The 24,085-nt window shown below is 35.3% G+C and carries 23 protein-coding genes, 2 tRNA genes and 1 pseudogene; 20 read left to right on the top strand and 6 right to left on the bottom strand.

What is annotated here, in order from left to right; genetic code table 11:
• Positions 1-44: 44 nt before the first annotated feature.
• From proS to rpsT, 4 genes are all read left to right on the top strand, one after another.
• Positions 45-1,520: a proline--tRNA ligase gene (gene proS, locus ES765_RS13535; protein ID WP_138114858.1), complete on the top strand. Its 1,476-nt coding sequence runs from the start codon at positions 45-47 to the stop codon at positions 1,518-1,520.
• A 78-nt stretch (positions 1,521-1,598) separates the two neighbouring features.
• Positions 1,599-1,670, top strand: a tRNA-Glu gene (locus ES765_RS13540).
• Between the two features lie 55 nt (positions 1,671-1,725).
• Positions 1,726-1,797 (top strand) — tRNA-Glu (locus ES765_RS13545).
• 55 nt (positions 1,798-1,852) lie between these two features.
• Positions 1,853-2,104 carry a 30S ribosomal protein S20 gene (rpsT, locus tag ES765_RS13550; protein WP_138114859.1) on the top strand — a complete coding sequence of 84 codons (252 nt, stop codon included), beginning with the start codon at positions 1,853-1,855 and terminating at the stop codon, positions 2,102-2,104.
• A gap of 1,377 nt (positions 2,105-3,481) precedes the next feature.
• On the opposite strand, the gene ES765_RS13555 is transcribed toward rpsT, so the two are convergent.
• The gene (locus ES765_RS13555; protein ID WP_138114860.1) at positions 3,482-4,156 is read right to left on the bottom strand and encodes a hypothetical protein; all 675 of its coding nucleotides are present in this window, start codon (positions 4,154-4,156) and stop codon (positions 3,482-3,484) included.
• 197 nt (positions 4,157-4,353) lie between these two features.
• A complete protein-coding gene (rho, locus tag ES765_RS13560; protein WP_138114861.1) occupies positions 4,354-5,979 on the bottom strand; it encodes a transcription termination factor Rho in 1,626 nt (541 codons plus the stop codon).
• 191 nt (positions 5,980-6,170) lie between these two features.
• Between rho and ES765_RS13565 the strand changes: the two genes are divergently transcribed.
• Positions 6,171-6,581 carry a DUF4293 domain-containing protein gene (locus tag ES765_RS13565; protein ID WP_138114862.1) on the top strand — a complete coding sequence of 137 codons (411 nt, stop codon included), beginning with the start codon at positions 6,171-6,173 and terminating at the stop codon, positions 6,579-6,581.
• 155 nt (positions 6,582-6,736) lie between these two features.
• On the opposite strand, the gene ES765_RS13570 is transcribed toward ES765_RS13565, so the two are convergent.
• Positions 6,737-7,231: a metallophosphoesterase family protein gene (locus tag ES765_RS13570; RefSeq protein WP_138114863.1), complete on the bottom strand. Its 495-nt coding sequence runs from the start codon at positions 7,229-7,231 to the stop codon at positions 6,737-6,739.
• 157 nt (positions 7,232-7,388) lie between these two features.
• Between ES765_RS13570 and truA the strand changes: the two genes are divergently transcribed.
• Both truA and ES765_RS13580 read left to right on the top strand, forming a co-directional pair.
• The gene (gene truA, locus ES765_RS13575) at positions 7,389-8,138 is read left to right on the top strand and encodes a tRNA pseudouridine(38-40) synthase TruA (protein WP_138114864.1); all 750 of its coding nucleotides are present in this window, start codon (positions 7,389-7,391) and stop codon (positions 8,136-8,138) included.
• Entirely contained in the window at positions 8,131-9,897 is a 1,767-nt protein-coding gene (locus ES765_RS13580) for an ABC transporter ATP-binding protein (RefSeq protein WP_138114865.1), read from the top strand. The genes truA and ES765_RS13580 overlap by 8 nt, the downstream gene beginning before the upstream one ends.
• Positions 9,898-9,965: 68 nt before the next feature.
• Here the strand turns inward: ES765_RS13580 and ES765_RS13585 are convergent, their stop codons facing one another.
• The gene (locus ES765_RS13585; protein ID WP_138114866.1) at positions 9,966-10,751 is read right to left on the bottom strand and encodes a diadenylate cyclase; all 786 of its coding nucleotides are present in this window, start codon (positions 10,749-10,751) and stop codon (positions 9,966-9,968) included.
• A gap of 53 nt (positions 10,752-10,804) precedes the next feature.
• Positions 10,805-11,629 carry a dihydropteroate synthase gene (folP, locus tag ES765_RS13590; RefSeq protein ID WP_138114867.1) on the bottom strand — a complete coding sequence of 275 codons (825 nt, stop codon included), beginning with the start codon at positions 11,627-11,629 and terminating at the stop codon, positions 10,805-10,807.
• A 103-nt stretch (positions 11,630-11,732) separates the two neighbouring features.
• On the opposite strand from folP, the gene ES765_RS13595 reads away from it, so the two are divergent.
• From ES765_RS13595 to ES765_RS13615, 5 genes are read left to right on the top strand one after another with little or no spacing between them, the layout of a single operon-like run.
• Positions 11,733-12,272: a DUF1599 domain-containing protein gene (locus ES765_RS13595; RefSeq protein ID WP_138114868.1), complete on the top strand. Its 540-nt coding sequence runs from the start codon at positions 11,733-11,735 to the stop codon at positions 12,270-12,272.
• 36 nt (positions 12,273-12,308) lie between these two features.
• Positions 12,309-13,406, top strand: a complete 1,098-nt coding sequence (locus tag ES765_RS13600) for a BT_3928 family protein (protein ID WP_138114869.1) — start codon at positions 12,309-12,311, stop codon at positions 13,404-13,406.
• Positions 13,407-13,447: 41 nt separating this feature from the next.
• Complete coding sequence (tpiA, locus tag ES765_RS13605; RefSeq protein ID WP_138114870.1) at positions 13,448-14,197, top strand: triose-phosphate isomerase; 750 nt, start codon at positions 13,448-13,450, stop codon at positions 14,195-14,197.
• 27 nt (positions 14,198-14,224) lie between these two features.
• Complete coding sequence (gene prmA / locus ES765_RS13610; protein ID WP_138114871.1) at positions 14,225-15,061, top strand: 50S ribosomal protein L11 methyltransferase; 837 nt, start codon at positions 14,225-14,227, stop codon at positions 15,059-15,061.
• A 20-nt stretch (positions 15,062-15,081) separates the two neighbouring features.
• Positions 15,082-15,357 (top strand): ATP-dependent Clp protease adaptor ClpS, encoded by a 276-nt coding sequence (locus tag ES765_RS13615; RefSeq protein WP_138114872.1) that lies wholly within the window; start codon positions 15,082-15,084, stop codon positions 15,355-15,357.
• 137 nt (positions 15,358-15,494) lie between these two features.
• Here ES765_RS13615 and ES765_RS13620 read toward each other — a convergent pair whose 3' ends face one another.
• On the bottom strand, positions 15,495-15,716 hold the full coding sequence (locus ES765_RS13620; protein ID WP_138114873.1) for a hypothetical protein: 222 nt from the start codon (positions 15,714-15,716) through the stop codon (positions 15,495-15,497).
• Positions 15,717-16,306: 590 nt separating this feature from the next.
• Here ES765_RS13620 and ES765_RS13625 point away from each other — a divergent pair.
• The 8 genes and pseudogenes from ES765_RS13625 to ES765_RS13660 form a co-directional block, all read left to right on the top strand.
• Positions 16,307-16,683, top strand: a pseudogene (locus ES765_RS13625) (SDR family oxidoreductase); the annotation flags it as partial.
• On the top strand, positions 16,683-18,101 hold the full coding sequence (uxaC, locus tag ES765_RS13630; RefSeq protein WP_138114874.1) for a glucuronate isomerase: 1,419 nt from the start codon (positions 16,683-16,685) through the stop codon (positions 18,099-18,101). The pseudogene ES765_RS13625 and the gene uxaC, both read left to right, overlap by 1 nt.
• Positions 18,102-18,125: 24 nt before the next feature.
• Positions 18,126-19,166: a sugar kinase gene (locus ES765_RS13635; RefSeq protein WP_138114875.1), complete on the top strand. Its 1,041-nt coding sequence runs from the start codon at positions 18,126-18,128 to the stop codon at positions 19,164-19,166.
• Positions 19,167-19,197: 31 nt separating this feature from the next.
• Complete coding sequence (locus tag ES765_RS13640) at positions 19,198-19,869, top strand: bifunctional 4-hydroxy-2-oxoglutarate aldolase/2-dehydro-3-deoxy-phosphogluconate aldolase (protein WP_138114876.1); 672 nt, start codon at positions 19,198-19,200, stop codon at positions 19,867-19,869.
• Between the two features lie 4 nt (positions 19,870-19,873).
• Entirely contained in the window at positions 19,874-20,851 is a 978-nt protein-coding gene (locus ES765_RS13645; protein ID WP_138114877.1) for a TRAP transporter substrate-binding protein, read from the top strand.
• A gap of 5 nt (positions 20,852-20,856) precedes the next feature.
• Complete coding sequence (locus ES765_RS13650; protein ID WP_249356410.1) at positions 20,857-21,315, top strand: TRAP transporter small permease; 459 nt, start codon at positions 20,857-20,859, stop codon at positions 21,313-21,315.
• Entirely contained in the window at positions 21,312-22,610 is a 1,299-nt protein-coding gene (locus tag ES765_RS13655) for a TRAP transporter large permease (RefSeq protein WP_410504609.1), read from the top strand. Before ES765_RS13650 ends, ES765_RS13655 begins: the two co-directional genes overlap by 4 nt.
• A 25-nt stretch (positions 22,611-22,635) precedes the next feature.
• Positions 22,636-24,072 carry a tagaturonate reductase gene (locus ES765_RS13660; RefSeq protein ID WP_138114878.1) on the top strand — a complete coding sequence of 479 codons (1,437 nt, stop codon included), beginning with the start codon at positions 22,636-22,638 and terminating at the stop codon, positions 24,070-24,072.
• Positions 24,073-24,085 lie beyond the last annotated feature (13 nt).

A 24,085-nucleotide genomic window follows, 5' to 3' on the forward strand; every position in this document is an offset into this window, starting at 1 on the left:
TATTGTATTATAATATTCACAAAATTTGTGCCAAACTCCAGATAATGAGTAAAAATTTGACTAAGAGAAGTGAGGATTATTCCAAATGGTATAACGAACTAGTAGTGAAGGCAGATTTGGCCGAGAACTCTGGTGTTAGGGGTTGTATGGTGATAAAACCATACGGTTATGGGATTTGGGAGAAGATGCAGGCTGGTTTGGATAAAATGTTTAAGGAAACGGGGCATGAAAATGCATATTTCCCACTATTGATTCCAAAATCATATTTCAGTAAGGAAGCTAGCCATGTAGAAGGATTTGCAAAAGAATGTGCAGTCGTTACTCATTACAGATTAAAAAACGCTGAAGATGGCAGTGGAATTATTGTAGACCCTGACGCGAAACTGGAAGAAGAACTGATTGTAAGACCAACTTCTGAAACTATAATATGGGATACTTATAGAAAATGGATTCAGTCGTATAGGGATTTGCCTTTATTGATAAATCAATGGGCCAATGTTGTACGTTGGGAAATGAGAACAAGATTGTTCTTGAGAACCTCGGAGTTTTTATGGCAAGAAGGTCACACGGCACATGCTACTGAGAAAGAAGCAATAGCAGAGGCAGAGCAAATGATGAACGTGTATGCAGATTTTGCTGAGAATCACATGGCCGTACCTGTAATTAAAGGAACTAAAACGGAAAGTGAACGTTTTGCGGGAGCGATTGAAACGTATTGCATAGAAGCATTGATGCAAGATGGTAAGGCACTACAAGCTGGAACATCACATTTTTTAGGACAGAATTTCGCAAAGGCATTCGATGTTAAATTTGCAACTAAAGAAGGTAGTAAGGAATATGTGTGGGCTACCTCATGGGGAGTTTCGACTAGATTGATGGGTGCTTTGGTGATGACGCACAGTGATGATAACGGATTAGTGATTCCTCCAAAATTGGCACCAATTCAAGTAGTAATTGTTCCAATTTATAAAGGATTGGATCAGTTGGATGAAATTTCTGAAAAGGTAATGCCATTGGTTAAGGAGTTAAGATTGAAAGGTATTTCTGTGAAGTTCGATAATAGGGACACCCATAAGCCTGGTTTTAAGTTTAATGAATATGAACTACGTGGAGTACCTGTTAGGTTGGCAATAGGGCCAAGGGATATGAAAAATGGCACGTTCGAAGTAGCTAGAAGAGATACCTTGCAAAAAGAAACAGTAGCAGCAACCGATGTGGTAGCTAAAATTGAGTTTTTAATGGAGGATATTCAGAAGAACTTGTATCAAAAGGCATTGGATTATCGTACAAATCATATTACAAAAGTTGATTCTTATGACGAATTCAAGAAAATTTTAGAGGATAAGGGCGGTTTTATCGCTGCACATTGGGATGGTAGCAAGGAAACGGAAGAGCGTGTAAAAATAGAGACAAAAGCCACGATTAGGTGTATTCCTATTGACGCCGAGGAAGAAGAAGGGGTGTGTATAGTTACTGGTAAACCATCGAATAAAAGAGTGTTATTTGCTAAAGCGTATTAAAAAATTTAAAAAATAATATTCAAGGGTTGTGATAGTAAAAAATATTTGTATTTTTGCATCCGCAATTGCGCAAAGTTTGGTCCGTTCGTCTAGGGGTTAGGACGCCAGGTTTTCATCCTGGTAACAGGGGTTCGATTCCCCTACGGACTACGAAGTAATTAAAAATCTCGGTTTTTAATTAAATTTTAAGTTCTAGTAAAACAATGGTCCGTTCGTCTAGGGGTTAGGACGCCAGGTTTTCATCCTGGTAACAGGGGTTCGATTCCCCTACGGACTACGAATAAAACATTTTCAGGATTTTAATAAATCCTATAAACAAATTAAGAAATAAAATGGCAAATCACAAGTCAGCGTTAAAGAGAATTAGAAGAAACGAAGCAGTACGTTTACGTAATAAATACCAACACAAAACAATGCGTAATGCATTGAGAAAGTTACGTACTGAAGAAGATAAAAAATCTGCTGAAACATTATTCCCTACAGTTATAAGTATGATTGATCGTTTAGCAAAACGTAATATTATACATGATAATAAGGCGGCTAACTTAAAGAGTAAATTGGCAAAGCACGTAGCGGCTCTATAATTTAGCTTGGCTCAAAAAATTTAAAGCCTTTCTTTAATAGGGAAGGCTTTTTTTGTTGTACGACCTTCTTAAAATTCAATACGATAGAATTTTGAGAAGGTCGTTAAGTTTTAACAACCAAAGGAATCGCTTTGTTGAAATACTGTGATTTAGTGAAGGGTAAGTGAGTTTCTATTCTACCTAAGAGCCATTCTATTTCTCTTTAAAAAATGTACTACATAGCGGCGATAAGCACTTTTAACGTTGCTCTCAATTCATGTGTAACCCATGTATTATGGTCTGTGTATTCAATAATAGTGTTAAAAAGGAGTATCGAATAAAATAGTAGTAGGGCAAAGCTTACCTAAAACATTAGATTAAAGGGTAAAAGAGTTCCAGGTATTGTTGAATTTTGTTTTATAATAAAGGATGATGCAAAAATTAAAACATACGAACTATTAGCTATAGCGTAAAAGAGGTTTGTTTCTATGGGATTTTGCAATTAGTACTAATTGCATACCTTAAATGGCTTATAATTTTCCCAATGACTATATACATTGTGTTTTTATTTATTAATTCCTCCTTTTTCTATAGTTAGTATTACAAAAATTGAATCTTTTTTTTGCATACTAAGTTTTTCCATTCGATGGCTTTATATCGTTCGAGTGATTTCTATTTCTTTTAGTCAATAGATATTCGAAGCCGCTTCATCAATATAAAACCAGTTATAATACAAGAGTAAAAAACTCCAATTGTTGCGTAATGGAATACGGATAAATTGTATTCAGAATATATATCATAGTAAAAAGTCAGAATATACATGGAAACCGGGTACCACGTATAAAAAAATAAAATACCCAAACTAATCCAAAAAAGGAGATTTCTGTGAGGTAGCGTTTTTCGCTCTTCTTTAAATATTTTATGTAAATATGCTAAAACAGCATACAGTAAAATTAGTGCGCCAATGATAATGGCATAGTTTTGAGGTTCAACATAGAAATTTTGAAAAAATAAATTACATATACAAGTAGCTAAAAACACCCATGCACCATATTTAATCACTTTTTTGCTAAATGAGTTGTTAATAAGATGATAATAAACATAAAAGAAATATAGAAAAAAGATGATGTCAAAAATATTGAAAATAATGGTGTTGTAATTGTAAAAATCTTGCTTATAAATAATTTGAATTTCTTCTACATCGCGTATAATTATACCTAAAAGTTCTGACAATAATGTGTATGCTAATAGAATAGGAAGGTATTTTAATATAGTATCATAGTAGAGTTGGTATTTAGTAACAGATAGAATTAGAGCTAAAGAATAGAGTAGCATAAAATAATTATTCGATATGTACTCGAGCATAATTCAATCTAGGTATAGTTAGTACAGTTTTTTCTAGTTCTTTGGCGGGGGTACACCTGAGCCTCTATTAAGTGTTAAACTTTTTACACTTTGAATAATTGCAGATTTACTAGTAGTGGTATTTAGGTTTGGTGCAAATGATGCGTAGGCCTTACTGTTTTCAGATGAATTTGTTCCATACCCTTTAATAGTTTCAAAACTATTACTTAGGGGCACTGCCTGTTTACCTTGTGCTCCTTGACCAACGTAGAACAAAAAGTCTCGTTTTCCATCATTGTAGGTTGGTGAAAGCATAATAGAGTTCTGTCTCGGATGTTTGATAGAATCTTTCGAATTTGGAAAAACTGCTTCGTCTGGATAATTAGAATAGTAAAACCTTAAAGTTGAAATTTCTACACCAGCATCTTCTGCTTCCTGCTCTATATAGACTAAATACTGTTTTATAGTTTCATAATCATAATAAACAAACCTTCCAACATCAAATTCCTTACCCTCTTTTTTTTGCCTGTTTATTGAATCCTCAAAATGTTGAATTAGGGGTACTCTGCGCGTGCCATAAGAGTCATACATGTTTTTCGCTTGAGGAACTGCTACAATCTGATTTGGCGCTTTAACCATAATTTTATCTTGTTGTTGATTGCAACTAAAAACACTAGTGAGGGCAAAAACACATAAGATTTTGGAGGTCACTGAAGTTGGTCTTTTCATTTTCTGTGAATTTAAATGGTTAATAAGAAAACTGAAAAAAGACTGGGGGAGAATCTTTTCTAATACGTTAAAGATATTGAATTAAGCGTAGTGTTTAAGGAAGGGTTTTAATTTTTGTAATTTCTACAGGTGTTTCCGAAAACAAAAAAATCCTGATTTCAATTTGAAATCAGGATTTTAATATAAAAATATTTATTTTATTTGTTCATTGTCATCAGGAATTCTTCATTGTTTTTCGTTTGCTTAAAACGTTGTTCGATAAACTCCATTGCTTCTAAAGGATTCATATCCGCAAGGTACTTACGCATGATCCACATGCGTTGTAAGGTACTTTCGTCTAATAACATGTCATCTCTACGTGTGCTAGAAGAAGTAAGGTCAATAGCAGGGAATATTCTTCTGTTTGCGATTTTACGATCTAGTTGAAGCTCCATGTTACCAGTACCCTTGAATTCTTCAAAGATAACTTCGTCCATTTTAGAACCGGTCTCCGTTAATGCTGTAGCAATAATTGTAAGAGAGCCGCCATCTTCGATATTACGAGCAGCACCAAAGAATCTTTTTGGTTTGTGAAGCGCATTGGCATCAACACCACCACTTAATACTTTACCAGATGCTGGTTGTACTGTGTTGTAAGCCCGTGCTAAACGAGTAATTGAATCTAAAAGAATAACCACATCATGACCACATTCTACTAATCTTTTGGCTTTTTCTAAGACAATATTCGCTACACGAACGTGTTCTGTTGGTTCTTTGTCAAATGTAGATGCAACAACTTCGCCACGCACGTTACGTTGCATGTCGGTAACCTCTTCTGGTCGTTCATCAATTAATAAAATAATTTGATAAACTTCAGGATGATTCGCTGCAATACCATTAGCTATATCTTTCAAAAGCATGGTTTTACCCGATTTTGGTTGAGATACAATCATTCCCCTTTGTCCTTTTCCAATAGGTGAAAATAAATCAATAATACGGGTAGAAATTGTACTTTGACGTTCTGCTAAGTTGAATTTCTCCTGTGGAAATAAAGGAGTTAAATGCTCAAAAGATACACGGTCACGAACGATTTGAGGATCAATACCATTAATTTTGTTCACCTTAATTAGAGGGAAATATTTTTCACCTTCTTTTGGAGGTCGTACATTACCCAATACAGTATCTCCTGTTTTTAAACCAAAAAGTCTAATCTGTGATTGCGATACATAAATGTCATCTGGTGAGGATAGGTAATTATAGTCAGATGAACGTAAAAATCCATACCCATCCTGCATGATATCTAGTACACCTTCACTGGCAATTATTGAATCAAACTCATATTCAGGCTCCTTGTACCTATTTTTAAGGTCTTTATCAAAATTACTCTTGTCGTGAGTAGTTCTTGGGTTGGGCTTTTTGTTATTCTGATTATTGCTTTGGGGAGAACTCTTTTGAAAATCCTTTTTAGTATTTGGTGGATTTGCAGTTTTAGGCCTAGGTCTTGGTCTAGGCTTTACGGTTTCTAAGACTTCCTTCGTATCTTTTTCTGGAGTGTCTTCTTTTTTGGGAGACTCTTCCTTTAGAGTTACTTTCGGTTCTTTAGCTACATTAGGTTCAACACGTTGCCTGGGCCGTGGTTTTGGCTTTGGTTTTTCCTCTACTGGTTTGCTTGCTTCCTCCGCTGCAATTGGCGCGGCAACTTTGGGGTTAGCAGCTTGTAAGTCTAATATTTGATAGACTAAATCTAGTTTTTTTAAAGTTTTGAATTTAGGAACCTTAAGTCCTTTAGCAATTTCCTGAAGCTCAGGAAGCTTTTTTGATTTTAAATCTGAAATCTCAAACATTAAGTAGTAGAATAAATTATAAGTAATTTGTATTGTAAGAAGTATTTTTTTTGGGTAAATTCAAGGAATGTTTTCCTTTTTGGTAGGCGTTATAACATGATAACGAAGCAATATTACAAATTTTTTTGAATAAAAGGGGTATAATTTTTGAAAAGACCTGTATTTTTACGCTGTAAAGTGGTATTAAATTTATGATTCAAAGAATACAGAGCGTTTATTTAATTATTGTCGCTATTCTTACGGGAGCATTGCCGTTCTTTCTAAATCTCTGGGTAGATATAGATGGTGTAGAAATTTTTGCCGATAATGAGATGCTTATTTCCATTACATTTTATGCTAATGCTATTTTGGCGATTTGGTCTGTAGTGCAATTTAAAAATAGAAAAACCCAGTTTGTTATTAACAGGCTGAACCTGATATTGAATGTTTTTTTACTAGGATTTTTCGTTTATCGATCACTAAACCTATCCGGAGAGACCTTTGTTTCTGAGAAGGGTATTGGGATGCTGATTCCAGTATTTTCTATCGTTTTTTTAGTGCTTGCAAATAGGGCTATAAAAAAGGATGAAGATCTTGTAAAATCTGTCGATCGCTTGCGTTAAGCCTAACATCTTAGTAGTATTAGTGCGTTAAACCCGGGGTAGTTCCCGGGTTTTTTATGGTATGCTGTTTTTATTACTACTAGAGGAATAATGAATCGCACTTTCTGCTTAATGATTACAGTTAATTATAGTAATAAAAGATGCTGCTGCTATCACTAACGCTTGCCCAGTTCAATAATCTCAAGATTCTTAATTTCAGCTTTGTCAATAACAAATCGTAGCATTGTACGTACTTGGTGAAATCCGTGTTTGCCACAAGCACCTGGGTTCATATGTAAAGTGCCCAGCTTTTTATCCCACATTACCTTTAAAATATGAGAATGCCCACTAATAAATAATTTAGGTGGATTTTCTTGAATCTCTTTTCTGGTCCGTTCGTTGTATTTAGGCGGATATCCGCCAATATGGGTTATCCATACATCTACATCCTCGCAGAAAAAACGATTGTTAAGGGGGAATTCTTTTTGAATTATATGGTCGTCAATATTACCATGAACACCTTTTAATGGTTTAAGTTCTTCTATGGCATCGGTAACTTTTAAGGAGCCAATATCACCGGCATGCCAAACTTCATCTGCCCAACGAACATGTTTTAGTATGGCATTGTCAATGTGCGAGTGCGTATCAGAAAGCAAAAGAATTTTGGTCATTATATAACTTCTATTTAGTTTGGGATTTAGTTAGGCTCAGAAATGGTTGTTAATCATCCTTATAATAGTTCGATTTTTTCAAAACTGACTTTTGTACAATGAATGTTAAAACACATCTTTTTAATACCTTTACAGGATACAAAACTAGTATATACTTTTGAGATTCTTTATTCAATTTTCATACTTTGGCAAAGCTTATCATGGTTGGCAGAATCAACCTAATGCAATAACCGTACAGGAAGTGTTAGAAGATGCCATGTCTAGAATTTCCAAACAATCTATGTGTCTAATGGGAGCAGGTCGCACTGATACTGGAGTACATGCCAAGGAAATGTATGCCCATTTTGATACAGAACAATTAGAAGGAATTCCAGAACTAATCTTCAGGTTAAATTCGTTACTACCAACAGATATCGCTGTGCAGCGTATTTTTGAAGTAGAAGATGAAGCACATGCACGTTTTAATGCAACATCACGAACGTATGAGTATTATATTATGAAAACTAAAAATCCGTTTTTTACAGATATGGCGCATTTCATAAAAAAGGATTTGGATGTGAATCAAATGAATTTCGCTGCCGAATTTTTAGTAGGCAAAAAAGATTTTGAGTGCTTTTCAAAATCCAATACAGATGTTTTTACAAATATTTGCGATTTAAGAAATGCACTATGGACGCAAGAAAATGACATGCTCATTTTTTCAATTACGGCAGATAGATTTCTGAGAAATATGGTGAGAGCCATTGTTGGAACGCTTATAAATGTTGGTCTAGGTAAATATCCGGCAGACTATGTTAATACCATATTAAAAAGCAAGGATAGGACAATGGCAGGGGTATCCGTTCCTGCAAAAGGATTATATTTGACCTCTATTGTTTACCCCAATACTATTTTAAAGAATGGATAAGGATTCTGGTAAAGCATTTGACACTCGTCTTTTTAAACGCTTAATGGCCTATACTAAACCGTACAAAATTACTTTTTATGGTGTAGCGTTAGCCGCTATTCTACTGTCCGGTTTCGCTGTGCTCACGCCACTTATCGTAAAGAAAATTATTGATGAAGCCATTAAACAAAGTAATGAGCAGATGTTACTATATCTGACGATTGCTATGTTGGTGGTGTTGATTGGGCAAGTGTTAAGCCAATTGGCTTTCAATTATTATGCGAACTGGTTAGGTGAGTCGGTAATAAAGGATGTTCGTATTGACCTTTTCAACAAAATGCTTGGTTTTAAAATGAAGTATTTTGATAATTCTTCCTTGGGTGTGTTGGTTACTAGAGCTGTTGCAGATATGCAACGAATTGGAGAAATATTTAGTCAGGGATTTTTTGTGATTGTTGCTGATTTATTAAAAATGGTAGTTGCAGCAGTAGTTATGTTGGTCATTAATTGGAAACTTTCTTTAATTGTCTTCTCATTATTACCAATCATATTATATGCGACTAGGCTATTTCAAAAGGCTATGAAAATTGCGTTTACAGAGGTAAGGGCAGAGGTGTCTAATCTTAATTCTTTCGTACAAGAGCGTATAACGGGTATGAAAATAGTTCAACTGTTTACCCGTGAAAAAATTGAGAGCGATAAGTTTAGAGAGATTAATAAAAAACACAAAAACGCCTGGCTTAAAACGGTTTGGTATAATTCTATTTTCTTTCCCATAGCTGAAATTGTATCATCAATAACTGTGGGTTTAATTGTTTGGTATGGAGGCTTACAGAATGTAGCCAATATAACGACCGATATTGCGGGTACAATATTTGCGTTCATCATGTTAATTGATTTACTTTTTAGACCACTTCGTCAAATTGCTGATAAATTCAACACATTGCAAATGGGTATGGTGGCGGCTAATCGTGTTTTTAAAATATTAGATACAGATAGTCATATTCAAAATATTGGTACGTATAAAAATGACCTTATCAAAGGTGATATTAAGTTTGAGAATGTGCATTTTGGTTATTTAGATGATGAGCCAGTGCTTCACGGTATTTCTTTTGAAGTGAAAGCAGGTGAGACCGTTGCAATTGTTGGAGCAACTGGTGCAGGAAAAAGTACTATTGTCAATTTATTAAATCGATTCTATGAAATTAATTCTGGGATTATTACTATTGATGGAGTTGATATTAAGGAATATAACTTATCATCTTTGCTTTCGCATATTGCTGTAGTCTTGCAAGATGTATTTTTGTTCGCAGACACCATTGCAAACAATATTTCACTAAAGAATCCATTAATTACCGTAGATGATATTGAAAATTCGGCTAAAGCTATTGGGGTAGATGCTTTTATATCTAGTTTACCGGGTGGTTATCAATATAATGTAAAAGAAAGAGGTACGATGCTTTCAAGTGGTCAACGTCAATTAATCGCTTTTCTTCGAGCGTACGTTAGCAATCCAAGTATTTTAATATTGGATGAGGCAACTTCATCGGTAGATACCTATTCTGAACAATTAATACAATTGGCAACCGATAAAATTACTCAAGGAAGAACTTCTATAGTAATTGCCCACCGTTTGGCAACGATTAAAAAAGCAGATAAAATCATTGTTATGGATGCTGGGGAAATTGTGGAAACAGGAACTCATCAAGAATTACTTAAAAAAGGAGGGTACTACGATAACCTATATGAAGCCCAATTCTTAGCTGAAGAAGTTGAATGAATGGTTGTTGCTATATACTGTTTGTGTATTGTAAGGGATAATGTGTGTGTCAGTTGAAGACACTATGTCTAAATTAAATCTTGTTTTAACATATTGCCTAATTGGGTGATCGAATCATAAATCACAAACTCCCCATTTTTAATATAAGAAATCAACCCTGTTTCTTCACTGACCACAAGACTTAACGCATCTGTTTTTTCGCTAATTCCTACAGCAGCTCTATGGCGTAAGCCAAAACGTAACGGAATATTACGCTCGTTGGATACAGGTAGAATAACCCGGGTAGCAACGATGTAATTACCAACAATAACGGCCGCACCATCATGCAACGTACTATTCTTATAAAAGATACTTTCGAGAATAGGTTGATTAATCTCAATATTCATGCGGTCTCCACTAGATTTTATAAAATCTAATGAAGTACTTCGCTCAATCACCATTATGGCTCCTGTTTTAGTACTTGCCATCTTTTCACATGCTTTTAAAATAGAATCCACGTCTGTGTCGGTTGATTTACCTTCTTGTTTTAAAAATTTAAAATGCTTAACAAAGTTCCTTTTATTGGCGAAATTGGTAGAACCAATCATCAATAAGAATTTTCTAATTTCCTGTTGAAAAACTATAATGAGTGCTATAAGACCAACTTGCATAAAGGCACCGACCATACTACTGATCATTTGCATATCGAGTAGTTCGGTTAGTTTCCAAAAGGCCCAAACAATTACAATACCAATAAAAATATTAATGGCCACCGACCCACGAACAAGCTTGTAAATATAATAGAGTAGAACGGCTACGAATATGATGTCTAAGACATCCGTAATCTTAAAGTCAATAAAATTTAAAAAATCCAAACAGTACTTTTTTAGTAAAATTAAAAAACAGATTAAAAGAAATAAGTATAAACTTAGGCATTTAATTGCTCATATAGTTTGACACATTCCATTGCTTCTTTTACATCATGAACTCTTAAAATATGTGCGCCATTTTGTAGACACGTCATATGTAATGCGGTTGTTCCATTTAGTGCATTTTCTGCGTTTGTATTCAATAAATTATAAATCATAGACTTTCTACTAATTCCTGCCAGAACGGGGTGGTCAATTAGTTGTAAAAGTTTCATTTGGTGTAGCAGTTGGTAATTTTGCTCAAGGGTTTTTGCGAAACCGAATCCCGGGTCAATGATTATATCTTTAATTCCCATTGCCTTGGCTGAAGCAAGTCTTTCTGAAAAGAATAAAATTATTTCTTTCATCAAATCTTTATAATTAGTTTTTTGCTGCATGTCTTTGGGTGTTCCACGCATGTGCATCATGATAAAAGGTACGCCCATTTCTGCAACTGTGGGTAACATGTTCTCATCTTGTTGCCCTGCAGAAATATCATTAATAATTGCAGCCCCTTGTTGAACACATTCTTCGGCGACCCTGCTTCTAAAGGTATCAATGGACAAAATTGCCTTGGGAAATTCTTTCAGTATCAATTTAACAATAGGGACTATACGTTCTAATTCTGTGTTCTCATCTATTTCAAGTGCGCCTGGTCTGCTGCTATAAGCGCCAACATCAATAAACATGGCACCATCAAGTATCATTTTTTCGACTTGCTGTAAAATACTTGCATCATCTTTATACTTTCCACCGTCAAAAAAGGAATCAGGTGTTACATTCAAAATACCCATTACTTTAGGTTGATGAAGTGAAATGAGTTTACTATTACAATTTATGGTCATTATCAATATTTAACAGGAATAGGTGCCATTTTCCAAGTTTAAACCATCCGCCTTGATGGTTACAATATTTTAAGCGAAATTTACACAAATTAGAAAGAATTACATGCTACAAACGGCACAGGAATATGATGGGGTCATTCAAATTTGCTTGGACCTTTACAGAAAGAAAATGACAGATTACGGTAGTGCCTGGCGTATTTTAAGGTTACCGTCCCTTACGGACCAAATTTTCATCAAAGCGCAACGTATACGAAGTCTTCAGGAAAATGAAGTGCGTAAGGTAGATGAAGATGAACGTTCAGAGTTCATTGGTGTAATTAATTATTCGGTGATGGCGCTTATACAATTAGAACTTGGTGTTGTAGATCAACCAGACTTAGACACCGAAAAAGCGGTAGAGCTTTATACCAAACATGTGCAGGTTACTAAAGAATTGATGCTGAATAAAAATCATGATTATGGTGAGGCTTGGAGAGAGATGAGGGTGAGTTCACTCACGGATCTTATTCTGCAAAAACTATTACGTGTAAAGCAGATAGAAGATAACAAGGGTAAAACCCTAGTAAGTGAAGGAATTGATGCAAACTATCAAGACATGATTAACTATGCCGTTTTCGCTTTGATACATTTAGGATTAAAATAGTAAAATAGTAAAATAGTAAAATAAAAATAAAGGATAATGAAATATCTAGTAGGGGTTGTACGAATATTTGTAGGTATTCTTTTTATTATTAGTGGCTTTATTAAATTGAACGACCCTGTAGGTTTTTCTTTTAAGTTAGAAGAATACTTTAGTCAGGGTGTGTTAGATCTTCCGTTTTTAACGCCTTATGCATTGGCGATTTCCATTTTGGTGGTTATTATAGAGGTCATGGTAGGGGTCATGTTAATTTTAGGTTACAAACGTAAAATTACTGTTTGGACGTTGCTGGCGATGATTGTATTCTTTACGTTTCTAACATTTTACTCAGCGTATTTCAATAAGGTAACAGATTGCGGTTGTTTTGGTGATGCAATTAAATTAACGCCTTGGGAATCATTTACAAAAGATATCGTACTCTTGGTGTTGATATTAATACTATATGTTGGTAGAAAATATATTACCCCACTTCTAAAACCCCAGCCCGTAAAAGCTGTTTTAGTGGTTTCTTTTTTCGCTTGTATTGGGTACGTTTATTATGTGCTAAACCATTTGCCAGTTATTGACTTTAGACCTTATGAAATTGGCAAAAACATAGAACAAGGTATGGGTGTACCCGAAGGAGCACCAAAGGCTATTTTCGAGTACAAGTGGAGATTTGAAGTAGAAGGGGTGGAAAAAATAATAGTAACGAACGGGGATTATCCAACCGTTGATGGCGAATTTATAGATGTCGAAACCAAAGAATTGCAAGCCGGTTATGAACCCCCTGTTCATGATTTTACGGTTGAACAAGAAGGCGAAGATTTCGCAAGTGTATTGCTACAAGAACCAAAATTGATGATGATCATTGCCTATGATTTAAGAAAAGCCAATTTAGAGGTTTTTGAAGAAGTGAAAGTTGCTACTGACAAAGCATTGAAAAGGGGATATAAAGTTATCGGAATGTCGGCATCGGGTCGGGATCAAACTGACGTATTGAAAAAACAGTATAATCTTGATTTTGATTTTTACTTTACCGATGAAACCACTTTAAAGACCATTGTAAGATCTAATCCTGGTATTTTGGTTTTAGAAGAAGGAACAATTAGACAAAAAGTTCATTACAACGATATAGAGGATTTAGAATTAAAATAAGATTTTAAATTGAAATAAGAATAATTAGAAATAAAGATTACATGAGAGCAAAAATAGTGGCAGGAAATTGGAAAATGAATAAGAATTTAGCTGAAACGGAGGCTTTATTGGCAGAGTTGTCGGCAAAATTACCAAATACGGATGCAGAAATTATGGTGGCACCAACCTACGTGAATTTGGCAAGTGCTGTACGCACTTTAGAGAGTTCTAAGATAGAGGTAATTGCACAGAATATGCATTATGCAGAAAATGGAGCTTTTACAGGTGAGATATCAGCTGATATGTTGTTAGATATTGGTATTGATACTGTTATAATAGGGCATTCTGAGAGGAGAGCATATTTTGCTGAAAACGATGAAATCCTTTCTAAAAAAGTAATTTCTGCCTTGGGGAAAGGTATGCGCGTTATGTTTTGCTTTGGAGAAGAATTGGAAGATCGTAAATCTGGCAATCATTTTAAATTGGTAGAAAGCCAATTGAAAAATGTTCTCTTCAATTTAGAACCTTCGGCATGGTCGAATATCATATTGGCTTATGAGCCAGTTTGGGCTATTGGAACAGGAGAGACAGCATCGCCAGAGCAAGCTCAGGAAATGCACGCTTTTATTCGTAAAACAATTTCAGAAGCATTTGATAGCACCATAGCTACAAATGTTACGATTTTATATGGTGGTAGTGTTAAACCGGGGAATGCTGTTGAAATCTTTTCAAAACCAGATGTTGATGGTGGTTTAATTGGAGGTGCTGCATTAATAGCCGATGATTTTGTAGCTATTGTTAAAGCTATCTAATTGCTAGCGTAATGCTAAATCATATTAATGAGCTACAATATATATATTGAATACCGTTTTACGGTAAAACCTCCAGGGCCAGCTTCAGATATTCTCATTGCAGAATTAGGCGAAGCTGGTTTTGAAAGTTTTCTTGAAGAGGAAGATGCAGTTTTGGCCTATATTCAAAAAGTAGATTGGTCTGTAGATATCTTAAAAGAAATAGATATTCTGTCCAATTCCAATTTTGAGATTGATTATGACTATAAGGAGATAGAACAGGAAAATTGGAATGCCACCTGGGAACAAAATTTTCAACCTATCATTGTAAATGATATTTGCATGATTAGAGCTCCTTTTCATGATCCAATTAATGTTGAGTACGATATCATAATCGAGCCTAAAATGAGTTTTGGTACAGGGCATCATGAAACAACACATATGATGTTGCAGCATATTCTAAATTTCGATGTAAAGGATAAAACCGTATTGGATATGGGTAGTGGTACTGGTGTATTGGCGATTTTAAGTGCTATGCGAGGAGCCGCGACAGTTGATGCTATTGATATTGATAATTGGTGTTACTTGAATGCTAAAGAAAATATAGAACGCAATAAAATGAATTTTATTTCGGTTTATGAGGGTGATGTAGCGTTATTAAAGGACAAAAAATACGACTTAATAATTGCAAATATTAATAGAAATATTTTATTGGCAGATATACCGACTTATATAGATTCTTTAAACGAAAATGGAACCCTATTGTTGAGCGGTTTTTATACGGAAGACCTTGATATGATTACTGAAAAATGTATGAATAAGGGGTTGAAGTTTAAAAAAAACCTAGAACGAAATAATTGGGTTGCCGCAAAATATGTAAATTAGGTAGTATTAATTTTAATTGAATGAGCACGAAAGAAGAAATTTCCGAAGAACTACTTTTAGAAGAAGAAACGGTTCAACAAAATGAAATCGTTCTTTTCAATGATGAGGTGAATACATTCGATCATGTGATAAACACATTGATGTCAGTATGTGAACATTCGCCAGAGCAAGCCGAACAATGTTCTTTAATTGTTCATTATAAAGGTAAGTGCACAGTTAAAACAGGTGAATATGTAGAGTTAAAACCGCAATGTTCTAAATTATTACAAGCAGGCCTCAGTGCTGAAATTATTTAAACAATCCAATACCCTTTGTTTACTATTTTATGTTTAAATAAAAATATAAGAAGTGATAAAATAAAAAAATCCCTTGACTAATCAAGGGATTTTTTTATTTCCATTAAACTATTAAAATAAATCTTTAGTTTATTAATCTATACTAAAGGTACACCGTTCAAACGCTTTTCAATTTTCTTCTTTTTTACGGTAACATCCTTCATTACATCCATTAAATTAGAATCTTTTGTTTCCTTAAATATTTCATTTATGCTTAAAATAAGCGCTTTTGCCTCTCTTGACGCCTCTACTCGGTCACTAGTAGACATATTACTCATTTTTCGACCTATAAATTCTTGAGCTTTTTCAAGTAACTCCATGTGCTGCTTTTTTTTCAAAGTTAACATAATATTCAAATTACGCAATTCTTTGTCAATTGTATATCCCTATACGGCAATTAGATATTAGTATTTATGAATAATTTAACTAAATACTATTTAAATCGGAAGAAGAAGCTTCAAAAGACATTTTTTTATAGTGTTCTAAGCTTTGTCAATTTATAGTGAATTGATGTTCGTAGAATCTAATGTTTTGAGCAGGAGGGTAAATTACAGTAGAGGTAGAAAGTGTTGTGATAAATGAGTTTAATATTTTTCTGATATTTGTTCTTGTGGAGTCTTTGAAATCCATTATATTCGTGTAATCGATTGCATAAAACTCAAGTGTGACCAATTACTAATTTAGATATGCTGCTCACCCATTTGATAGTAGAGTTTCTGGGACCAAGGAATTGTTAATACCTAAGCTATTTGCAAAAAAATTGTACATAGTTGGCATACACAATGTTTGATAGGTATACCGTTGGTGGAGTTGTGCCAATGGATGAATCTCTAAAATTAGAAACTGTTCCTTCAATTTGAAAGAAGAGAATTTTTTTGAAAGAAGAGAATTAGGAGTTGTTAATATAGGTGGTGAAATCATTAATATTTATCCTATGATGAGCGAATTAGGTAGAAATAGTATTTCTGCGTATGCTACTGCCGAAGGCGGACTTAAGATGTTGACATGTAGTTTGGCGACGTAATGGGCAAAACATAATATTGCGGTCATTGGTATTGGTCCGGATTATTTTGCAACCTCGCAAACAGAGCCAATGCGTTTAGAGGATCATCCATTTAATGACTTTACCATAAACTGAACGTCATCGGCCAGATGGGGAATCTAAAGGATTTGGCAGGAACCGATATTTTTATTGCATTAAGATCAAGTGATTTTGTGAACGGACAGGTTGTTTATGTGGATGGTGGTATATTGGCAACTATTGGAAAACCTTTAAATGAAATTTAATGAGTACATCTTTACGATCTAATAAAACCTTTATGAATGATGACTTTCTTTTGGAGAATAAATTTTCCCAAAGGCTATTTCATGAGTATGCATCTCAGATGCCTATTATAGACTATCACTGTCATTTACCTCCTAATGAGATAGCGAACAATCAAACTTTCGAAAACCTTACGAAAATCTGGATTAATGGCGATCATTACAAATGGCGTGCTATGCGAACTTTTGGAATAGATGAAAAGTATATTACCGGAGATGCTTCGGATAAGGAAAAATTTGCTCAATGGGCGAAAACAGTGCCCTATACGTTAAGAAATCCATTATACCATTGGACACATTTAGAGTTGCAAAGATATTTTGATATAGATATTTTGTTAAATTCAAATTCAGCAAATGAAATTTATGACGAGGCAACGGCCAAACTTCAATCTCCTGAATTTAGTTGTCAAAGTCTCATCAAAAGAATGAATGTTGAGGTTGTTTGCACGACCGAAGATCCAATTGATAGTTTGGAGAATCATGTAAAAATTAAAAATAGTGACTTTGATGTGAAAGTAAGTACAGCATTTAGACCTGATAAGGCTATTTTGATTACAACGGATACCTATCTGGAGTATCTTGATAAATTATCAGAAGTTAGCGGTATTGCAATAGATTCTTATACGTCTTTGTGTGATGCGCTAAACTTGAGATTAGACTATTTTGAGCAAAATGGATGCACACTATCTGACCACGGATTAAGTTACGTGCCCTTTAGAAAATTTACTGATGCTGAAATAGAAGCAATTTTCCAAAAAAGACAAGCTAAGAAACAATTGACATTAGAAGAGGATGAGAAATTTCAAACTTCTATTCTACTATTTTTGTGTAAACAATACCATAAACGTAATTGGATTCAACAATTTCACTTAGGTGCATTACGTAATAATAATGCCAGAATGAATCGCATACTTGGGCCTGACACAGGTTGGGATTCTATAGGCGATTATTCGCAAGCATCTACCTTGTCAATTTTTTTGAATACGTTAGATTCTGATGATAGTCTTACCAAAACTATTTTATATAATCTTAATCCTGCAGACAACGAAGTTCTGGCTGCCATGATTGGTAATTTTAATGATGGTAAAATAAAAGGAAAAATGCAGTTTGGTTCTGGTTGGTGGTTCTTAGATCAGAAGGATGGTATGACTAAGCAAATCAATGCACTTTCTAATATGGGGCTTATTAGTTGCTTCATAGGTATGTTAACAGACTCAAGAAGCTTTCTTTCTTATCCTCGACATGAATATTTTAGAAGGGTGTTATGTAACCTTTTCGGTCAAGAAATGCAGCGGGGCGAACTGCCTCAAGATTTTGAATTGGTCGGTAAAATCATTCAGGATATTTGTTATAACAATGCCAAAGAATATTTTAAATTTTAATACAAATTACAATTCAATAGAAAAATGAAAAAAGTAGTCACTTTCGGTGAAATCATGCTTCGATTATCACCTCCAGGATTTTTAAGATTTTCTCAAGCCAACGAATTCGATGTAGTGTACGGTGGCGGCGAATCGAATGTTGCTGTTTCACTTGCGAATTACGGAGTTCCGGTTGATTTTGTGACCCGATTGCCTAAAAATGATATTGGGGAATGCGCATTGATGGAAATGCGTAAGAGAGGTGTAGGAACAAGTAAGATAGTTTTCGGCGGAGATCGTTTGGGTATTTACTTTTTAGAAACAGGCGCTGTAAGTCGTGGAAGTAAAGTGGTTTATGACCGTGCACATTCTGCAATTGCCGAAATTGAATCAGGAATGATTGATTGGGATGCTGTTTTTGATGGGGTGGAATGGTTTCATTGGACAGGTATTACGCCTGCTATTTCTCAAGGTGCAGCAGATGTTTGTTTAGAAGCTGTTAAGGCTGCGGAAAAAAAGGGAATCACTATTTCAACGGATTTGAACTACCGTGCTAAATTGTGGAATTATGGTGGTGATCGTGAAAAAATCATGACCGAACTGACATCGTATTGTGATGTTATTTTGGGTAACGAAGAAGATGCTGAAAAACATTTCGGAATTCATCCAGAAGGATTGGATGTGCATAAAGATGGCGCTGATGTAAAGGCTGAAGCCTTTTTATCGGTATGTAAGCAAATGATGAAAAAATTTCCGAAAGCTAAAAAAGTTATTACCACGCTTAGAGGTTCTATTTCTGCCTCGCACAATACATGGGCAGGTGTACTTTGGGATGGTAAAAAAATGTATGAAACCCGTCAATATCAGATTACGGATATTGTAGATAGAGTAGGCGGAGGAGATTCATTCATGGGTGGATTAATTTATGGCTTATTGAAATACCCAGAGGATGATCAAAATGCACTGGATTTCGCAGTTGCAGCATCCTGTTTAAAGCACACGATTAAAGGAGATGCTAATTTAGTAACGATAGCAGAAGTAGAAAAATTAATGGGTGGCGATGCCTCAGGTAGGGTAGCGCGATAAAAGAATTATTAACAACAAAGAACAAAAGATAATGGCACAATATTCAAGATTGGAAGTTGCAGCAGTGATGAAAGAAACCGGCATGGTTCCTTTATTTTATCACTCAGATATTGAACTGGGAAAAAAGGTAATGAAGGCTTGTTATGACGGTGGCGCAAGATTACTAGAATTTACTGCCCGAGGAGATTTCGCTTTTGAGGTTTTTCTAGAGCTAAACAAGTTCGCTGTTAAGGAACTTCCAGGTCTGATTTTGGGCGTAGGATCTATAACTGATGCAGCCGCAGCTAGTTTTTATATGCAAATGGGTGCTAATTTTATAGTGACTCCATCCTTACGTGAAGATATTGCCATTGCGTGTAACCGTAGAAAGGTATTATGGTCTCCGGGGTGCGGAAGTTTGACGGAGATCAATAAAGCAGAAGAATTAGGATGTGAAATTATAAAACTCTTCCCAGGTTCTACGTACGGACCGGGTTTCGTAAAGGCAATTAAAGGACCGCAACCATGGACAAGTGTAATGCCAACAGGTGGTGTAAGTACAGAAGAAAGCAATCTAAAAGGATGGTTTGATGCAGGTGTTACTTGTGTTGGTTTAGGTTCTCAATTAATCAGTAAAGATATTCTTGCCAGCAAAGATTATGATTTACTTGAGAAAAAGGTTTCAGATGTCTTAGCACTTATAAAAAAGATTAGATTAAACTAAGGTTATGAACCGTAAGCGCATTCTATTCCTGTTGATTTTAACCACAACATTTTTGAGTTGTGGTGTGGATAATAAAACGAGAACCATACGACTGGGACATGGGTTGGATGTAAGCCACTCCGTTCATAAGGCGATGGTCAAAATGGGAGAGGATTTACTTAAGCGTTCTGGAGGTAAACTTAAATTAGAGATATATCCCAGTCAGCAATTAGGAACCGAAAGAGAATGTTTAGAACTGTTGCAAATTGGTAGTTTGGATATGACTAAAGTATCCGTAGGTGTATTGGAAAATTTTGCTCCAAAAATCAAGGTTCTTGGCTTACCTTATTTATTTAGAGATAGACAGCATTCATTTGACGTACTCGATGGCCCAATTGGGCAAATGTTACTGAACGAAGGTGAGAAGTATTGGTTAAAAGGTTTGGGTTATTATGATGCAGGTAGTCGTAGTTTTTATACGATGAACAAACCTATTGAAAAACCTTCTGATTTGGAAGGTGAAAAAATTCGGGTGATGGAAAGTGTTACGGCCGTAAATATGGTTAAGGCTTTAGGCGGTTCACCAACACCAATTTCATGGGGCGAATTATATACGTCGTTACAGCAAGGTGTTGTAGATGGTGCTGAAAACAACCCACCAAGTTTCTATCTTTCTCGACATTATGAAGTTTGTAAATATTACTCTTTAGATGAGCATACGGTATTACCAGATGTGTTGCTAATCGGTACGTATGTATGGGATAAACTTAATGCAGAAGAACAACAATGGTTGAGTGATTCTGTAAAGGAATCTGTTAAGTATCAGCGTATACTGTGGGCTGAAGCTGAAGAAGAGGCGTTGCGTGAAGTTCAAAAAGCAGGAGTTATAATTTCTCGACCAGACAAATCACTTTTTGCTGAAAAAGTGCAGAGTATTTATGAAGATTATAAGGATGATGCGGAAATATACCCGTTGATTAAACAAATTCAAGAAACTCATTAAGTACTATGCGAAGCAAAATAGACGCTATTTTAAGCAAGACCTTGGTGGTTATTATGGCAATCATGGTAATCAATGTTCTATGGCAGGTATTTACTAGATACGTAACTGGTAACCCTAGTTCATTTACCGATGAATTAGCTCGTTACTTAATGATATGGATTGGCGTTTTAGGCGCGGCATATGTTTCTGGCCGTAATTTGCATGTTGCAATTGATATATTACCGCTGCGACAGAATAAAAAAACTCAGAAAAAACTAAAGGTGATTGTAACTATTTTGATAATCCTTTTTGTTTTTTTTGCTTTTGTTATAGGAGGTTCACGCTTGGTTTATATATCGTATGCGCTCGGTCAACAATCCCCAGCACTTCAGTTACCCTTAGCGGTGGTTTATGTCATAATCCCTATAAGCGGATTATTGATTATGTATTATAAAATTTCGGACTTGAAAAATTTAAACTCATGATCGAACATATACCCATTTTAGTACTGGTAATTAGTTTTATTTGTCTTTTGGCTATTGGCACTCCGGTGGCATGGAGTATTGCTATTTCGTCTTTGTTGACCATGTTGGTTAGTATTCCTGCAATACCTGCCTTTACGACAGTTTCGCAAAGAATGGCAACAGGACTCGATAGTTTTGCGCTGTTGGCCATACCTTTCTTTATTTTGTCTGGGGAATTAATGAATAAGGGAGGTATAGCCCATCGACTTATTGCCTTTGCAAAAACATTAGTCGGGTCTTTGCCGGGTGGTTTGGCATTGATTAATGTTATTGCTGCCATGCTAATGGGAGCAATAGCTGGTTCAGCGATGGCATCGGCTTCTGCAATGGGAAGTATTTTGGGGCCTGAGATGGAAAAGGAAGGGTACTCTAGAGAATTTGGCGCAGCTGTGAATATAACGTCAGCAACTACAGGTCTAATTATACCACCTAGTAACGTATTAATAGTCTATTCATTGGCTAGTGGTGGCGCATCGATTGCAGCACTATTTCTAGCAGGGTATATACCTGGTATCATGACCGGGTTGTTTCTAATGATAGTAGCTTCATTTTGGGCAAAGAAGAAAAAATATAAAGTAGGTAAGCGAAGCAGTTTAAAAGAGGTAATGAAAATTTTCGTAGATGCCGTGCCTAGTTTATTTATGCTGGTAGTGGTAATAGGCGGGATTGTCACTGGTATCTTTACGGCTACTGAAGCATCTGCAATAGCAGTATTGTATAGCTTAATTCTTGGTTTTATATACAAGGAAATAACACTTCCTAGACTTCCACAAATATTATTGGATTCATCAGCGACAACGGCGATAGTCATGCTGCTAATCGGTTCTTCTATGTGCATGTCTTGGGCCTTGTCATATGAGAATATTCCGCAAGATATTAGTTCAGGACTTTTAAGCCTAAGCGATAATAAAATTGTGATTCTTCTAATCATAAATCTACTGTTGTTGTTCGTAGGCATATTTATGGATATGACACCTGCAGTGCTCATCTTTACACCAATATTTTTACCTGTGGTAACGAAGTTGGGTCTAGATCCGGTACACTTTGGAATCATCATGGTACTGAACCTTTGTATAGGTCTTTGTACACCTCCTGTAGGCTCGGTTTTGTTTGTTGGCGTGGGTGTGGCTAAAACTACAATCGAGAAGGTCTTCAAACCTTTATTACCCTTATTTGTAGCAATGATTATTGCATTGTTCCTGGTGACTTATATTCCACAATTAAGTTTATGGCTGCCAAGTTTATTCGATTTATAAAATTTCATCCTTTTGAAAAGAATTTATGCCGAAATTAAATAGAAAAAATACTGAGGTTTCTAATACCTTGCCCATCAAAATCATCCAGTTTGGAGAAGGTAATTTTTTACGTGCTTTTGTGGAATATGCATTTCAAACCTTGAATAATGAAGTAGGGTTTAATGCTGGTATTGCCGTTGTGCAACCTATTAACAAGGGTATGGTAGCAATGTTGAATGACCAAGATGGTTTATATACGTTGTTTACAAAAGGTCTAAAGAATGGCGAGGAGGTCGAGGAAAAAGAACTTATTACCACTATTGTAACTGGTATTGACCCATACGTTAATTATGAGGCCTATTTGAATTTGGCTAAAGAGGAGGAATTAGAATTTATTGTATCTAATACGACAGAGGCAGGGATTTCTTATGTTGCTTCGGATACTTTAGATATGATACCGCCAAGTTCTTTTCCAGCGAAGTTGACAAGATTTTTGTTTGAACGATTTACATATTTTAATGGTGCATGGGATAAGGGGTTAACCATAATTCCTTGTGAACTGATTAATCATAATTCGGATATTTTAAAACAGATTATTTTAGATTATGTTTCACTATGGAACTTATCCGAAGACTTTAAAAATTGGATATTGAATGCTTGTTCATTCCATAATACATTGGTAGATAGAATTGTGCCAGGTTACCCTAGAGATCAAATTGAAGCTTATAACAAGCAATTGGATTATCAGGATAACCTTATTGTTTGTGCAGAATCCTTTTTTTTATGGGTGATTGAGGGAGACGCAGTATTAAAGAAAAAATTACCATTTCATAAAACAAATTTGGATGTCAAGATTGTTGATGATATGCAACCGTTTCGAACTAGAAAGGTTAGGATTTTAAACGGAGCTCATACAGCGATGGTGCCATTTTCCATATTATATGGAAATGAAACTGTCAAACAAACCATAGACGAAAGTTTCACAGGACCATTTATGCAATCACTTGTTTTTGAGGAAATTATACCTACCATGGACATGGAAAAAGAAGAATTGGAACTCTTTGCAGATGCAGTTTTTGACCGATTTAGAAATCCATTTATTAAACATCAGTTAGCCAGTATTGCATTAAATTCTATTTCCAAATTCAAGGTAAGAGTACTGCCGAGCTTGTTAGGTTTTGTGAAACGAAAAAATAGCTTACCTACACGAACAGTATTCACATTCGCTTGTTTGATCCGGTTCTATAAAGGAAACTGGAACGGCAAACAATTGCCTATTAATGATGATAAGGAAATTGTATCTGAGATGGCTGAGATTTGGAAATCAGATGCTATGCATGATATAGCATCTCAAGTCTTGGGTAAAACAAAATATTGGGATGAAGATTTAAATGAAATAGAAGGGTTGACAAAAGCAATTGCCACATCCTTACAATTAATTGAAGATTACGGAATCGAAGACGGCTTCTCAAGACTGAGTTAGTTTTAAATAAAAC

It is taken from the genome of Maribacter sp. ACAM166 (assembly GCF_005771495.1).
GTDB lineage: Bacteria > Bacteroidota > Bacteroidia > Flavobacteriales > Flavobacteriaceae > Maribacter.